The 13,542-nt window shown below is 72.6% G+C and carries 9 protein-coding genes; 5 read left to right on the top strand and 4 right to left on the bottom strand.

What is annotated here, in order from left to right; all coding sequences use genetic code 11:
- Window positions 1-6: 6 nt before the first annotated feature.
- Window positions 7-3,471 carry a nitric oxide synthase oxygenase gene (locus WMF46_RS08720; protein ID WP_437985200.1) on the bottom strand — a complete coding sequence of 1,155 codons (3,465 nt, stop codon included), beginning with the start codon at window positions 3,469-3,471 and terminating at the stop codon, window positions 7-9.
- Window positions 3,472-4,161: 690 nt separating this feature from the next.
- Between WMF46_RS08720 and WMF46_RS08715 the strand changes: the two genes are divergently transcribed.
- Entirely contained in the window at window positions 4,162-4,947 is a 786-nt protein-coding gene (locus tag WMF46_RS08715) for a DUF5995 family protein (RefSeq protein ID WP_437985199.1), read from the top strand.
- Here the strand turns inward: WMF46_RS08715 and rlmN are convergent.
- Window positions 4,925-6,127 carry a 23S rRNA (adenine(2503)-C(2))-methyltransferase RlmN gene (gene rlmN / locus WMF46_RS08710; RefSeq protein WP_437985198.1) on the bottom strand — a complete coding sequence of 401 codons (1,203 nt, stop codon included), beginning with the start codon at window positions 6,125-6,127 and terminating at the stop codon, window positions 4,925-4,927. The genes WMF46_RS08715 and rlmN overlap by 23 nt on opposite strands.
- Window positions 6,128-7,201: 1,074 nt before the next feature.
- Here rlmN and WMF46_RS08705 point away from each other — a divergent pair.
- The gene (locus WMF46_RS08705) at window positions 7,202-8,188 is read left to right on the top strand and encodes a hypothetical protein (RefSeq protein ID WP_437985197.1); all 987 of its coding nucleotides are present in this window, start codon (window positions 7,202-7,204) and stop codon (window positions 8,186-8,188) included.
- A 51-nt stretch (window positions 8,189-8,239) separates the two neighbouring features.
- On the opposite strand, the gene WMF46_RS08700 is transcribed toward WMF46_RS08705, so the two are convergent.
- Window positions 8,240-9,070 (bottom strand): alpha/beta hydrolase, encoded by an 831-nt coding sequence (locus tag WMF46_RS08700; RefSeq protein WP_437985196.1) that lies wholly within the window; start codon window positions 9,068-9,070, stop codon window positions 8,240-8,242.
- A 172-nt stretch (window positions 9,071-9,242) separates the two neighbouring features.
- The gene (locus tag WMF46_RS08695) at window positions 9,243-10,331 is read right to left on the bottom strand and encodes a CAP domain-containing protein (protein WP_437985195.1); all 1,089 of its coding nucleotides are present in this window, start codon (window positions 10,329-10,331) and stop codon (window positions 9,243-9,245) included.
- Window positions 10,332-11,177: 846 nt separating this feature from the next.
- Here WMF46_RS08695 and WMF46_RS08690 point away from each other — a divergent pair.
- From WMF46_RS08690 to mtnA, 3 genes are read left to right on the top strand one after another with little or no spacing between them, the layout of a single operon-like run.
- The gene (locus WMF46_RS08690) at window positions 11,178-12,017 is read left to right on the top strand and encodes an SDR family oxidoreductase (RefSeq protein WP_437985194.1); all 840 of its coding nucleotides are present in this window, start codon (window positions 11,178-11,180) and stop codon (window positions 12,015-12,017) included.
- A gap of 10 nt (window positions 12,018-12,027) precedes the next feature.
- On the top strand, window positions 12,028-12,360 hold the full coding sequence (locus WMF46_RS08685) for a hypothetical protein (RefSeq protein ID WP_437985193.1): 333 nt from the start codon (window positions 12,028-12,030) through the stop codon (window positions 12,358-12,360).
- Window positions 12,361-13,506, top strand: coding sequence for an S-methyl-5-thioribose-1-phosphate isomerase (mtnA, locus tag WMF46_RS08680; protein ID WP_437985192.1), 1,146 nt, complete (start codon window positions 12,361-12,363; stop codon window positions 13,504-13,506).
- Window positions 13,507-13,542 lie beyond the last annotated feature (36 nt).

Raw genomic sequence — 13,542 nt, 5'->3', positions numbered from 1 at the left:
TCGCCGCTACCCCTTCCGCTCCTTCCACGGATCATCCTGATACAGGTAGTTCGGCTTCAGGATCTTGTTCTCCATGTTGGTGTGGAACACCGCCATGGTCGACGCCGACATCGGCGGGACGATCCACGTCCAGTCCGCATACACCGGGCGCTCGCACTGCCGCTCCTGCTGCTCGAACTTCTTGAAGTACTCCGAGAGCGTGTGGTGGTCCATCATCCGCACCTTGGCCTGCCGGAACGAGTGCAGCACCGCGACGTTCAGCTCGACCAGCGCGGCGTCCTGCCACAGCGTGTCGCTGCGCGTCCGGTCCAGCCCGAGGCGATCCGCGATGAGCGGCAGCTGGTCGTACCGCGTCACGTCGCTCAGGTTGCGCGCGCCGATCTCGGTGCCCATGTAAAAGCCGTTGAACGGCGCCGCCGTGTACTGGATCCCGCCGAGATCGAGGGCCAGGTTGGAGACCGCCGGCAGCGCGTGCCACTTCAGCCCGAGCTCGGCGAACCACGCATACCGCGGGTGCTCGATCGGCACCTCGAGCACCTTCTCCCGCGGCATCTCGAACCACTTCGGCCGGCCGTCGCCGATCTGGATGATCAGCGGCAGCAGATCGAAGCGCGTCCGCTCCCCGCCCGGCCAGCCCAGCGCGAGCGCCTGGTCCGTCAGCTCCACGTTCCCCGGATCGCCGAGGACGCCGCCCTCCGGGAGCCGGTAGCCCGCATAGCGGACCAGCTGGCCGTTCCAGATGCGGATCCGCGGCTCACCCGGCCTGAACACCGTCATGGTCGCCCGGACGTCGCCCCCGTTGGTCGCCAGATCGAGGTGCTCGACAAGCGCCTGGAAGATCTCCTCCTCCGTCTTCAGGTGGCGCAGATCGCGCACGTGGAGCGTCGACCAGAAGAAGCGCCCGATGCAGCGCGAGCTGTTGCGCCACGCGAGCCGAGCGCCATAGGCGAGCTCGTCGGGCAGGTGCGTGTACGTCCCGTGCTTCTCCAGGCTCGCCCGCACCTCCTGCCAGCGCTCCTCCACCGCCGAGGGCACCCCGAGCTCCGCGTAGCACTGGCGCAGGAACGCCTCGGCCTCGGTCGGCACCGCCTCGGGCGCGGTGGGGGTCACGTGAAACGACCCGTGCTCGACCGGACACACGCCGCCAGCCGCCCGCGCCGCGCCGGCGCGCCGGAGCGGCGTCGGGCGGACCTCGCCGGCGGTGTCGACATTCGAGCTGAACAGCTCCCGCTGGATGGCGTCCGGAGGCCAGCCCACCGCGCGCAGGTGCTCCTGCGCGTCGCGCATGAAGGCATCGGGACCGCACACGAGCGCCTGCGATCCCGGCCGGTAAGGATACAGCTCGGCCACCTGCTCCCTGGACAGCCGCCCCTCCGCCTTCGTCGCGCGCAAGCGGAACGCGACGCCGGGCGTGCGGCCGGCGATCGCCCGCAGATCCTCCTCGAAATAGGCGAAATCTGCGGCGCGCGACGCCGACCAGTCGAGGAGGAAGGCCCGCGCGTCGGGGCCGCCGGCCCTGCCGTCGAGCGCCCGCAGCATCGCCATGGCCGGCGTGACGCCGATGCCGCCCGCGAGGAACACCACCCGCTCCACGGGCGGCGCCGGGAGGACGAAGCTGCCCTTCGGCGCCGACGCGCGCAGCAGCGAGGCCGCGGCGCGCTCGCACAGCCACCGCGAGAACACCCCGAGCTCCTCGCGCTTCACCGTGATCTCGTAGTCGCCGCCGGCGCGCGCCGGCGCCGAGAGCGTGTACGCGCGCGCCACCCAGCGCCGATCGAGGTAGCCCTGCACGAGCACGTGCTGCCCGGGCACCGACGCCGCCGGCGCGCCGCCGACCGGCGAGAGCGTGATCTGGAAGATCCCGGGGGAGAGCTCCCGCGCGGCCTTCACCTCGGCCTGCTGGAGGCTCGATCCGCCGAACATCTCGGCGACCGCCGGGGCGCAGCCGCCGCAGATCTGGCCCGCCCGCGTCCGCTCCGACAGCTCGGCGGGCGTCGCGCACCCGGCCTCGATGAGGCTCGTGATCTGCCCGCGCTTGACCCCGGCGCAGTTGCACACGATCTCGTTCGGCTCGAACAGCGCCGCGGGTTGGTCGATCTTCAGCTCGCCGAGCTCCCGGAACGTCGTGAGCTGCCAGCCGGGCAGCGGGCCGCGCGCCATGAGCAGCCGCATCGCCGAGGGGAGGTCGTTCCATTCCCCCTCGACGTGCAGCCCCGTGAGCTGCCCGCTCGACAGGAGCAGCGCGCGGCGCTTGTCGCGATCCCCGCACGGCACCCACCGGAGGCTCTCCGTGGGCGCGTCGAGCCACCGCGCCGAGACGCCGCTCCCGTCGAGCGCGCGCGAGAGCGACAGGATGCGGCCGGCGCCGTCCACGATCTTCGAGATCGCGGCCTCCTTGCCGGCCAGCGCGCCCATCGCGGCGCCGCTCTCGACGACCCCCTCGCGCCGGGAGAGCAGCCCCTGGCCGGGCAGCAGATGGACGTTGACGAAATCGAGCGCGTGCCGCTCGGCCCAGGCGTCGACGGTCGCGGGCGGCAGCTCGAGCCAGGCCTCGTCGGACCCGCGGACATCCGCGGGGATCCCCTCCCTGGCCAGGCTCGCCCAGCCCTCGATCAGCGCCTCGGCCGCCGCCTTCCGAAGGCCCGCCTGGACGAGCGTCGCCGCGGCCTGATCGGCCGGCGTGTCCACGTACCGGAGCTCGAACGAGTCCTCGCGCAGCAGCTGCTGGACCAGGTTGTCGAGCCGCCCCCGCAGCCCGGCGGTGAACTCCTCGAAGTCGACGGTCCCGTCCCCTGTCGTGTCCGCGGCCAGGAGCAGCGCCTTCGCCTCGTCGGCCCGCATCCCGAGGCCGGTGAGGTACGGCAGGAGCTCATCCTCGCTGAGCTTGCGGTTGTGGTCGCGGTCGATCTCCTCGAACCGGCGCCAGGCGAAGCGCTCGCTCGTCAGGCCGGCGCGGAGGCCGCGGGAGAGCGCGGCCGCCACCTCGGCGCCGGAGCACGCGGCGGGGCCGCAGACGACGGGCGCCGGCGCGCCGGGCTGCTCGAGCGCGCGGATCGCCCTGCGGGCCACGTCCGCGGGCGCCACCCAGGGCAACACGCCACCGCCCAGCGGCAGCGGCAGCGTGCGACGGAGCCGGATGGCCTCGCGCCACAGGTTGAGCGCGCTCAGCAGAGGTCCGTGCCAGACCGTGGTCACCGCCTGGCCGGAGGCGCGCACGGACGCCTCAGCGTCGCGGATCTGCTGCCCCACCCGGCTCGAGGGAGGGAAGTACGGCGCCACCCAGAGGAGGTGCGACGCGCCCACCTCCCTCGCCGACGCGAGGAAGGTCCGCGCGGCCACGAGCGGATAGGCGAGATCCGCGGTGCCCATCACGAGCGCGATGGCCGGCTTTGCGGGCTCGATCGGCAGCGACTGGAGGAAGGAGGCGAGGTCGTTTCTGGGCTCGGAACAGACGATCTTGAGGAAGCTCATGGTGCTCGGCAAGGGCAGCCGCGGAGGAGCGCAACCGCCCTCGCGGCCGCCAGGCGGGCGTCGATGGCTGATGGCTGCGCGCAGGCGCGGAGCGCTCCGCGCCAGGATACGGCGCATCACCCGGCCGGCCGAAACCCGAAAACGCCCGCGCGCTCCAGCACACACCACCGCACCGAGGTCACCAAGGTGTGTGCGGCGTCAGGGGATCCCTTGTTTTGCCTGGAGGAGATCCGTCTGCGCGTAACAATCTGCCTCATGGGGCACTTTGGTGCGCCGGCCTGCGCTGTCACCGCGTTCGGACACGATGCTGACGGGTCCGCCGCTCGACGTTCCCGCCGCTGGTAGCCGCGTGGCGCCACCGAGACCTCGCCCGCTCGCCCCGGACCGGCGGGCGAGCGCCCTCCGCTGTATTCACGGGAAATCCGACGTGAAGGGAGAGCAGGCGAACGGGCATGCAGGCGCCGATCGCGCGCTCGAGCTCCGCGCTGCGTGCGCTCGTACATGCTGTGGCTGTGTACGACTGCGGACCGGACATACGGGCACGATCCTTGAATTCGCCCGCTCAGCGCAGCCATGAAGACCCTTACTTCGGATCAACCCCTGGCGATGAGGAGCAAGCAGACGCGGTCATTGGCTGCGTCCCGTCCCGCGGCGTCCACCGCGCGCCATCCCGTCCTTCAGGGCGTGACGATGACGCCTGCGAACGTCTCCGAGGCGCTGATCGCGCTGGAGACGGTCGCCGCGCGGCTGCGCAAGAGGAACGACCCGAGGGCGGTGTTCCCCGACGTTTACGCCGTGATCACGCGCCGCGTGAAAGAGGCGATCGATGGCTCGGATGGCCGGTTCCTCGAGCCGGCGTGGATCTCGCGCCTGGCGGGGATCTTCTGCGAGTACTACCTGACGGCCCTCGCGGCGTCGCTCGACGGGCGGTCGACGGGCGTCGAGGCGTGGGACGTCGCGTTCCAGTGCGCCGGCGCGGGCGGGGCGGCGGCGGCGGTGCACGGGCTGCTCGGCATCAACGCGCACATCAACTACGACCTGGCCCTCGGGCTCTACCGGAACATCGTCCAGCACGGCGCGGCGCAGGACGCCCGGCTTCTCGACCGCTACCGTCACGACCACGACCTTGTGAATGAAATTCTCGCGGCGGCGATGCCGGAGATCTTCGCGATCCTGCGCGTTCGTTATGGCTGCCCGCTCGCCCGTATCGCGACCTTCAGCCGGGACGTCGAGCGCGCCGTCTCGAGCGTCGTGATGTCCCTGCTGAGGCGCTGGCGCGACCGGGTCTGGAGCGACCTGCTCTCCCTGCTCGCGACGCTCGGGCACACCGGCGAGACGGGCAAGCGCGCGGTGCTCGCCGGGATGAACCAGCGTTCGGGGAAGATCGCCCGCACGTTCGCCGCGGGCCACGGGGCGCTCCGCGTCGGGGCCCCGCTCGCCCGCGGCGCCGCCCTCACGCTGGCTCTGACTGCCTGACGCGGGCCATCCCCGCGAGCTGACCGCAGGCGCCGCCCACGTCGCGCCCCCGCGGCCGTCGCACAAGCGTCGTCACGCCATGGCCGGACAGCCGCGCCACGAAGGCGTCGAGCCGCGCGGCGGACGGCGGGCGCAGCGCCGGATCCGGGCCAGGGTTGCAGGGGATGACGTTCACCCTGCACCGGAGCCCGGCGACGTAGGCCGCGAGCAGATCCGCGTCCTCCGGGGCGTCGTTGACCTGATCGAAGAGCACGTACTCGAAGAGCACGCGCCGCCCCTGCGGCAACGCCAGCGCGATCGCCTCCTTCAGCGCCGCCATCGAGAAGCGCGCGTTCACGGGCATGATCGCCTGCCTGCGGGCGTCGTCCGGGGCGTTGAGGCTGACGGCGAGCTCCGCCCGCGCCTCGCGGAAGAACGGCTCGATCTTGTCCGCCACCCCGACGGTGCTCACGGTGACGTGCGACGGCGCGAACCGGAAGGCCCGCGGATCGGTGAGCAGCCGGATGGCCTTCAGCACCTCGCCGAGGTTATCGAACGGCTCCCCCATCCCCATGAAGACGAGGTTCCTGAGGGGCGCGCCGCCGCGCTCGGCCGCGAGCGCCCGGGCGATCCGGACCTGATCGACGATCTCGCTGGAGGCGAGCTGGCGCTCGAGCCCGAGGCGCCCCGTCTCGCAGAACGAGCAGGCCCGGGCGCAGCCGACCTGGCTCGAGACGCAGAGCGTGGTGCGGGCGGGCCCGGGGATGAGCACCGACTCGATGAGCGCGCCGTCGTGCGCGCGCAGGACGAGCCGGAGCGTGTCGTCCTGCGCCGGCGCCCGCTCGGCGATCTCGAGAGACGGCGCCGGATCGAGCGCGAGCAGCGCCTCGTGCGCCCAGGCCCCCACGCCCAGGGCGGCGAGCGCGCGCGCGTCCCAGGCCAGCGCAGGCGCCGGCGCGCCCGGCTCGGCGCCGAAGGCGTGGCGCACCACCTTGCCGGCGACCGAGCGCGCCGCCGACGCCGTGCCGCCGGCCCGGCGGAGCAGCTCCGCGAGCGAGGCCGCGTCGTGGTCGGCGAGCCGCGCGCGCAAGCGTGGGACACGCGCGCTCTTCCGGATCAGCGGGCGCCCTGCGACCTGCGCCGGCGGGTCGCCGGCGCGCAGGGGCGACGCCATCTCTTCGGGGATCTCCGGAACGCGCATGCGCACCCGCTAGCACGCCGGGCGCGGCGCCGCGCGGCCCAGCGACGCCGCGCCCGGCGCGGCCGCCTCGCCCGGACGGCCGCCGGATGGAGCGCTCGCCGGGCGCTCCGGCCGGCCGAGCCCCGGCGCCCGCGCGTCCGCCGGATGGACGCTCGCCGGGCGCTCCGGCCGAGCCCCGGCGCCCGCTGTTTCCCCCACCCAGGTCATCTCGAGCTTGTCAATCGCATGTCGATCGCCACCCGAAAGACAAGCGAGAACTCGCCCGGCGCCCGGCATCCGACACGAAACCTGCGCGCCGTCTGGGGCCATCAGGTGGCCAATCTGTGGACAAGCATGTGGACTGTCAAACCGGGCTCGGGAACGTGATTTTTGGGTTGCAGATTGGTTCCGAAGGAGGGAGTTTAGCGCCCGGAAGTTGGGAGGCGCGCCGGGTCACGGAGCGCCAGAAATCGCAGAAAAATCAGTTGCATCGGTGTGGGCGGCGCGTCCATGCCCGGGCTGGCTTCGGCTGGCGCCGGGGCTTGGAGGGGCTGCCGCCCCGCGATCGGCGCAGGACGGGCAGCTCCGCGGAGTTGCCAGGGTCCCACGGGGTTTCCACAACCTGGGAACAACCTGTGGATTATTTGTCCCTCCTGCGCGTGGCGTGTTCCAGGATCGGGGGAGCGGGGTTCCCGTTCCCAAGCTTTTCTGGCGCTCGCGGACACACCGGTGGGCTACGTTGCGCGCCGATGTCCGAGCAGCGCGTCCGTACGCCCGTCCCGCTGCATGGCGAGGTCCCCGCCGAGCTGCTGCCCAGCGTGAAGCAGGTGACCGTCTGGTACCTGGCGCCCGGGGAGCGCGAGTACCGCTCCGCCGAGCCTGACATGACGAGCCCCTGCACGAGGCCGGGAGCGAGCGGGAGAGTCGAGGCTCGGCGACAGACGCTCACCGCGACCCGGCAAGCCGGTCGGCGCGGGCGTTGCCTATGCGCCGATCGAGGCCCTCTCGCTGAACCTCGCGCTCCGCGCGAGCCTCACCTTTCCTGCCGTGACCACCGTCCTCTCCCCGGAGGTCGGTCTTTCCCTGGGGTTCTGAATGGCTGACACCTCGGATATGCGCCGCGGGGCGACTCCCCCGGGCGCTTTGCGCAACCCGAAGATCGACGCGGCGATCGAGCGCGCCGTGCAGAGCGGCGATCCGGCCGAGCTGCTCGCGCTGCTCGATCGGAGCTCCGGGCTGCCCGCCCGGCGCGGCGGGGTGCGCGCCCCCGGCCCCGACCTCGGACCGAACGCCCCCTTGCCGCGCGTGAACCTGGATCTCGCGCGGGCGGTCGGCGCGGCGATCGCGGACCGCGGCGCGCCGGCCGAGCGGCTCGTGCGGGCGCTCTGCGCGACCACCGAGGAGTACGCGCTCATCGTGGCGGCGCAGGCGCTCGCGTCGCTCGCGGTGCAGGGCGCCACGCCGGCGGGCGGAGCGGGGCAGGCGCCGCGCGCGGGCGGCGCGCGCCGCGGGAAGGGCGGGCTCGAGCCGCTCGAGGCGCTCGAGGAGCTGGCCGAGGATCCGCGGCGCGTCGTGCGCGACGGGGTGGTGGCGGCGCTCCGCGCCGTCATCGCGGCGCGCGGCGACGCGGTGGTCGGCGAGCTCTCGTCCTGGACCGACGGCTACCTGCAGGCGTACGTCGCGCTCGAGGCGCTCGCCGAGCGCACGCTGCTCGCCAGGCTCTCGGCGGGCGCGGAGGTGGTCGAGCGCCTCGAGGAGGCGTTCGTGCTGTCGGATCGCTCCCCGCGCGCGGACGAGCGGCTGCAGGGCCTGCGCCTCCTCCGGCAGGGGATGCCCGCGCAGATCGCGGCCCTCGCCGGCCGCTTCCCCGAGGTGGTGCGCTGGCTCGAGGAGAAGACCCGGGCGGAGCGCCCCGAGTCGCGCGACGTCGTGGCGGACGCGATCGCCGCGCTCCGGAAGACGTCGTTCTCGGATGCGGAGGTCGACCGCCTGTCCGCGGCGCTCGGCGCGACCGCCCCGATACCGCGCTACGCGGCGCGCATCGTCCAGGGGACGCGCAAGCGGAGCAAGGGGCGGCGGTAGGGGACGGTCGGGCCTGGGCCGCCGGCGCGACGAGCGCCGAAACGCAGGAGATCAGGCAGCCTGCTGCGACCCCTCCGGCGCTCCGGCGCCGCCCTGCGGCTCCCTGGCGGCCCCGGTGAACAGGAACTGCAGCGCCCCCGGCGCGCGCCGGCGCCACGCGTCCTCGGAGTGGGTCCCGTCCTCGTCCAGGCAGAACAGCAGGTTGTCCTCCCTGTAGCCCTGCTGGCGAAGTTGCTCGACCAGCCGCGCGGCGTCGCGCAGCACCGAGCCCCCGTCCTCCTGAGCGCCGGCATCGACGTACAGCCTAGAGCTCGCGGGGACGGCCAGAGACGCGAGGACGTCGAAGATCTTGCGCTCGGCGAACCAGAGCGATGGCGACATGCAGAGCGCGGCCCCGAACACGTCGGGGCAACGCCGATGAGCATAGAGCGCCGCGAGGCCCCCCATGGATGAGCCGCCGATCGCCGTGCTGGCCGGGTCGCGCCTCACCGCAAAGCGCTCCTGTACGGCCGGCACGATCTCGGAGGTGAGCCAGCCCAGATACTCGTCGAGCTTCCCTTCGCTTCCGTCGCCCGGGAACGGCGACAGCTCCGTCAACCGCTCGGGCCCGCCGTGATCGAGCCCCACCAGGACCGGCGCTTCGAGACCTCGATTTGCGAGATCATGGACGGCCTCGTGAAGGTGCCACCCTCCGCTGTAGGAGGGGTCGTCGTGAAAGACGTTCTGCCCATCGAACAGGAAGAGCACAGGCGATGGCCGCCCGTCACGCGCCCCCTCGTCGGGCAGGTAGACACGCACGTTGCGCTCCCCGTGGAAGCCGGGAATTCGGTACGGACCGAGAAGATAGATGACATGTGTTTTTGCGGAGGTCTGCTGTTCCACCGTCCCGGTGTGAAGCAATCACCAGGCCGCCACTCGGCCGCTGCTCTCCGGCTGCGGAGCGCGGCGCGGCCCGGGCCATCTCGGCTCCCGGGTCGCGCCGCTCTGCCATGGCAGAACGCCTCACGCGCGACACGCTGCTGCGAGCAGGCGGCCGCCGCCGCGGGTGCCTGGCCTAATTGCAGCTCGCCTCGGAGCTGCCGCCGAACACGGTTGTCCAGTAGGACCCGTACGTCCCGCCTCCGGTCGCCCGCCCGATGCCGATGACCTTGTAGGCGGAGCCGAGCATGTTCTTGTTGTGGCCGTCCGAGTTCTTCCACTGCGTGAACGTCGCCTGCGCTGCCGAGTTGCCAGCGGCGATGTTCTCGGCCATGGCGGTGCCCCCGCAGCCGAGCTCGTAGCAGGCGTTGCACATGCGGGTCCAGGGCGTCCGGCCGTCGAGGCTCGTGTGCGAGAAATAGTTCTGATCGCGCATGTCCTCGCTGTGCCCCTGAGCAGCGCGGTTCATCGAGGTGCAGGCCGAGAGCGCCCCGAGGCCGTTCTGCGCGCGATACTGGTTGATGAGGGTGAGGAACGCCTGCTCCTCGGTGTCGAGCGGAGTCGTGCTGGGCCCGGCGCCGCTGCACATCTGGCATGCGCCGCAGTCGCTCGAGCAGCTCGAGCAGTCCTCGCCCGCGCCGCAAACCCCATTGCCGCAGACCTCACCGCCCGTCGAGCCGCCCGCGCCTCCGGTGCTGCTCGTCGAGCCGCCCGCGCCTCCGGTGCTGCTCGTCGAGCCGCCCGCGCCTCCCTCGCCGCCCGCGCCGCCCGTGCCGCTCGTCGAGCCGCTCGCGCCGCTGCCAGGCGTCGCGAGGCCGCACGCCGCCTGCACGTAGAGCCGCTTCGCGGTCCTCCTGCACGGATCACCGGAGAAGGTCGCGTTGCTCGCCCGCACGGTGCAGCTCGCCTTTCCGACGCACGCGCGCTCCACGACGGCCTTCGACGTCGGCGCGTTGCACGAGGTGGCCGCGTAGCCGCCGCAGACGCCGCGCGGCCTGCCATAACTCGCGAACTGAATAGCCGTGATGACCTCGCCGGCAGGACAGGAGAGCTCCACATCCGAGCCCTCCGACGCGGTATCGCAGACCGCCCCCGCGAGCGGCGAGGACTGGTCCTCCGACAGCTCCGCCGACGGCTCCTCGTCGACCTCGGTCGAGGCGAGGCAGCCGACTGCAGAACAGCCAGCGATGAAGGCGAGGACAAGCGTCCTGTGCAAAGCGCTCATATGCATGCTCCTTGGTTCTCTGGGCCCGTCCGAGCTCGGCCCGCCCCTGCGTCGCGGCTCGCGCCAGCACGTACGCCGGGGCACACGACACCTCGACGGGCCACCCCAGTACAGCGTTGTTCAGGGGGCGGAGTAGCGCACAGCGCGATCCCACGCAGCGCAGCGCCTCCCTTCGATTCGCTCACGACACGGTGTCACCTGACCGCTGGCATGTCCAGATACGAAACACTCTGGCAGGCATGATTTGCCGCCGGATCACTGGATCTTTTCAAGACCCATGAAACCGAGCTCCCCGGAGCTCGACGACACAGGATTTCTTCACGCAAAGACGGTGTGAGACATGGAGCCATCAGGACACAATATCTCCCCTGGTCCGAAGGGTGGGTGTCCGTGTCCGGCAACAGACCGCGATCAGAAGCCCGTGGGGGCGACGACACCCTGCGAGCCTCCGCCTCCGCCCGCCGTGGATCGCGCGTCGACGCGCGCCGCGGGGAGCCACGGGCCGCATGTCAGCAGCGTGTCAATCGAACGCGCATGAAATTCCGCGCGACTCCCCCGCTCCTCGCCACACCGCCACGCCGCTCGCCTGAGGGCCCTCGCCCGCTCACGTCCGCGGCAGAGCTCGTCCCTGCGTCACGCGCGGGGTGGCGGTGGATGTGGCCTCTTGCCGCACGCGCGCGCCATCTCATCCGCGCGGCATGCCGGCTGCCGCGCTCGTGGAAAAGGTGGGAAGGCGCCCTGACGGCCTGACGCTGCGATGACCGCGCGGCGACCCCGCAGCACGGCCGCTCGACTGCGAACCGCGAGTCCGCACCCGCGGCGGCTCCTGTGCTATGACCGCCGACCATGCGCCTCAAGGACCGCGTTGTCTTCATCACAGGAGCTTCCCGCGGGATCGGACGGGCCGTCGCCCTCGCCTGCGCGCGAGAAGGCGCGGATATCGTCGTCGCCGCGAAGACGGAGGTCGCCGAGAACCCGCGCCTCCCGGGCACGATCCACGACGTCGCCCGCGAGATCGAGCAGCTCGGCCGCCGCGCGCTGCCCATCAAGCTCGATGTCCGCGACGACGAGGCCTGCAGGGGCGCCGTCGCCACGGCCGTCGAGCGCCTCGGGCGCATCGACGCGCTCATCAACAACGCGGGCGCGCTCTGGTGGGCCGACGTCGTGGACACACCCATGAAGAAGTTCGACCTCATCATGGGCATCAACGTGCGCGCGTCGTTCGCCCTCTCGCAGGCCGTCCTCCCCAAGATGATCGCGCAAAAATACGGCCACATCATCATGATGTCGCCCCCCGTCGACGCCGAGGCCTGCGCCCACCACGGGGCTTATGCGGTCTCCAAATTCGGCATGACGATGATCGCCGACGCCATCGCCGGCGAGTACGCGGAGCACAACGTCACGGCCCACGCCCTCTGGCCCGCGACCGCGATCGAGAGCTTTGCCACGATCAACTTCGGCCTGGGCGGCCCGGAGCTCTGGCGCAAGGCGGATATCCTCGCCGACGCGACGCTCGCGCTGCTCTCGCGCGAGCCGTCGGCACGGCGCGGCAAAGCGTGGATCGACGAGGCCCTGCTCCGCGAGGAGGGCGTCACCGACTTCTCGAAGTACCAGTGCGTGCCCGGGGTGGAGCCGCCGCACTTCCCCTTCACCGCGATCCCCAAGGCGACCAGCACGAAATCATGAGGCGCGACCCGTGACCCGCGAGGACGACAAGAAGACGCGCCCCGCCGCCGGCGGCGGCATCGATCCCGGGCCAGAGCTCGCCGCGGTCTTCGACGACCTGGAGACGCTGCTCAAGAACGGCGACGTGATCGAGGCGCTCACCGCGCACGGCATCAACGCGAGCCTCGCGCTGCTCGCCGCCGACGCGCTCCGCGCCTACCTTGCGGGCCGCAAGGCCGACGCGGCGGAGGACTTCGCGACCGTCGCGGAGGAGATCCGCGGCCGGCTCGCCGCGAGCGCCGAGGCGCAGGGGCCGGACGACGGATCGCCAGGGGAGCCGTCACGCTCGAACGGGAGGGGCTGAATGGGCACGAGCTTCGAAGCAGAGCAGACACCGAGGCCAGGCGAGGGCGCGCGGCCGGCGCCGCCCTGGGAGCCGGCCGCGGCCCTCTCCGGCGCCGACTACTCGGCCGTCGAGCTGGCGCAGGGCGACGACCGCGTGTTCCTCCTCGAGCAGCGCGAGCTGCCCGAGCGCGAGCGCTACCTCACCGTGACCGACTCCGCCGGCGTCGCCGAGGCCATCCGGACCATGGTGGTCCGCGGCGCCCCGGCCATCGGCATCGCCGCCGCGTACGGGATGGCGCTCGCCGCGCGCGCCGCCCGCGACGAGGGCGCCTCCAGCTACGTCGCCGCCATGCGGGCGGCGGGGGAGCACCTCGCCTCGGCCCGGCCCACCGCCGTGAACCTCGGGTGGGCGGTGCGGCGCGCGATCGCCGCGGCCCTGCAGAACGCCGGGCGCCGCGGCGAGGAGCGCGCGCGGGAGCTCGCCGAGCTCGCCCGCGAGATCCACCGGGAAGACGTCGCCGCCTGCCACCAGATGGGCCGCGCGGGCGCCGCGCGCCTGCCGGAGTCGGGCACGGTCCTCACCCACTGCAACGCGGGCGCGCTCGCGACCGGCGGCTACGGCACGGCGCTCGGCGTGATCCGCGCCGCCATCGAGGAGGGCAAGGCGCTCCGCGTGCTCGCGTGCGAGACCCGCCCGTACCTCCAGGGCGCCCGCCTCACCGCCTGGGAGCTCCAGCGGGACGGCATCCCCGTCGAGGTGATCTCCGACTCGATGGCCGCGTGGTTCATGCAGAAGGGCGAGATCGGCGCCGTCGTCGTCGGGGCCGACCGCATCGCGCGGAACGGCGACGTCGCGAACAAGATCGGCACCTACGGCCTCGCCTGCCTCGCGCGCCACCACGGCATCCCGTTCTACGTGGCCGCCCCGTGGAGCACGATCGACCTCGCCACCGACAGCGGCGCGTCGATCCCGATCGAGGAGCGGAGCCGCGACGAGCTCGCCGTCGTCGGCGGCCGCCGCGTCGTCCCGCCCGGCGTGCCCGTCCGGCACCCGGCCTTCGACGTCACCCCCGCGGAGCTCGTCACGGCCGTCTTCACCGAGCGCGGCAAGCTGACGACGCGCGAGATCAGCCGCTCCGTGCCGCCCGCGCCGCCGTCCGGCTAGCGCACCTCCCCCTCGCGCTCCCCCGCCGCATGGGCT

It is taken from the genome of Sorangium sp. So ce117 (assembly GCF_051524395.1).
Lineage (GTDB): Bacteria > Myxococcota_A > Polyangia > Polyangiales > Polyangiaceae > Sorangium > Sorangium cellulosum_B.
Note: the sequence above shows the minus strand (reverse complement) of the source record. Positions and strands in the feature narration are given on the sequence as shown.

What these genes read in the sequence shown, in the direction of transcription:
- rlmN (WP_437985198.1), bottom strand. Translation starts at nt 6,127, where the DNA reads ATGCGCGTTCCGGAGATCCCCGAAGAGATGGCGTCGCCCCTGCGCGCC.
- WMF46_RS08690 (WP_437985194.1), top strand. Translation starts at nt 11,178, where the DNA reads ATGCGCCTCAAGGACCGCGTTGTCTTCATCACAGGAGCTTCCCGCGGG.
- WMF46_RS08720 (WP_437985200.1), bottom strand. Translation starts at nt 3,471, where the DNA reads ATGAGCTTCCTCAAGATCGTCTGTTCCGAGCCCAGAAACGACCTCGCC.
- WMF46_RS08715 (WP_437985199.1), top strand. Translation starts at nt 4,162, where the DNA reads ATGACGCCTGCGAACGTCTCCGAGGCGCTGATCGCGCTGGAGACGGTC.
- WMF46_RS08695 (WP_437985195.1), bottom strand. Translation starts at nt 10,331, where the DNA reads ATGAGCGCTTTGCACAGGACGCTTGTCCTCGCCTTCATCGCTGGCTGT.
- WMF46_RS08705 (WP_437985197.1), top strand. Translation starts at nt 7,202, where the DNA reads ATGGCTGACACCTCGGATATGCGCCGCGGGGCGACTCCCCCGGGCGCT.
- mtnA (WP_437985192.1), top strand. Translation starts at nt 12,361, where the DNA reads ATGGGCACGAGCTTCGAAGCAGAGCAGACACCGAGGCCAGGCGAGGGC.